General features: G+C 40.2%; 1 protein-coding gene. It reads right to left on the bottom strand.

What is annotated here, in order from left to right; genetic code table 11:
- Positions 1 to 68: 68 nt before the first annotated feature.
- Entirely contained in the window at positions 69 to 671 is a 603-nt protein-coding gene (locus tag ACQEXU_RS21905) for a hypothetical protein (RefSeq protein ID WP_023585861.1), read from the bottom strand.
- Positions 672 to 1,361 lie beyond the last annotated feature (690 nt).

The raw sequence follows: 1,361 nt of genomic DNA on the forward strand, positions 1-1,361 counted from the left end.
TGGGTATAGGACACCAACGGAGTATATTCATGCGCATCTGTAAAAAGTGTCGCACTTCAAACTTGATACTAAGTGTTGATATTAAAGGGAAAGTCAACACTATTTAATGCATCACGACGAATTACCATAATCCCTTGACTTGAAAAGAGCACCAGATAATCAAGTGTTAGCTTGTAAACCACTCCGTTTGTCTCTTCAATTTTTCCATCGTCAATGTAATACGAGACTTGAGCCAACCTTTCACCTTCGCATGTTTGTTCCGATAAACATTGCTCCATTTCAAGTAAAAAATCATCAGCCGTGTTTGAAGACACTTTGTAGCTTACTACTAATGCATAGAAAACTAAAACAACAACTAGTATTGTTGACCAACCACTTATTTTTTGGCGAAAGAAAACGACCACCAAACATATTAATAAAGTAGGAATTAACATACTTAGTAAGGCTACATCTAAACTACCATTGTTGTATAAGAACATTGGTGATGCTATCACACCTACCAATACTCTAGCCCCAAGAGATAAGGTTGATACAACATCAAGAGCAAGAAAACTTGATGGTATTTCAAACGCTTGTGCTGCCGCAACTGAACTCAATACCCCAACAAAATACAGCAACCCATTAATTAAAGCCGTTAACAACGCTGAATCTAACAGTATCCGTTTTAGCATAGTTCCTCCCTTAAATGAGCATCAACTATCAAACATCAACTAATAGCATAGCACTTAGACACCTAACGCCGCGTTAAGTGGTGAACAACGCAACCACCAAACCTAACCCATTGCACCTTAAACACTAAATTCAACTTAAACTGAGAGCGCAAAGCGTTGTGAGTCCGCCTTAAACGCCTTGTTAGGCGAAGTTTCTCACCAGTGTTTAAGTGACTTTGAAATCAGGTTACCTGAAACCCTATTACCAACCAAATGCACACAGACTTTTTGCGATTCAAGAGCCACAAAAGCCACTATGTTTCAGCCAAGGTTTCAACAACCACGAAATGCGAATTTACAGCGACTAAGTAGCTTTTGAACCTGAGAAACTAACAGCTACAAGCTAATAGCAAAAACGAAAGCTACGATTGACTTGCGCTATCCACACTTTAAGCCAGTGAAACTCACCGCCAACCTGCACTAAAAGCCAATGAGGCAACCCACGAACTTTGGCATGTTTTACGGTTGGAGAGATTCAAGAATTTAAGCCGTCAGTGCTGAGTTTCCGACATAGAAAAGCGAAAGGTTAAAGAGAACTAAGAAGATGAGAACAAAGAACTTTCTGCCCGTCGCCTAACGCCGCATTAAGGTGCGAACAGCGCTAAACACCCAGCCTAAACCATTGCACCTTAAACACTAAACTGACTTGAA

This window comes from Vibrio sp. TRT 21S02, from assembly GCF_050113675.1.
Taxonomy (GTDB): domain Bacteria; phylum Pseudomonadota; class Gammaproteobacteria; order Enterobacterales; family Vibrionaceae; genus Vibrio.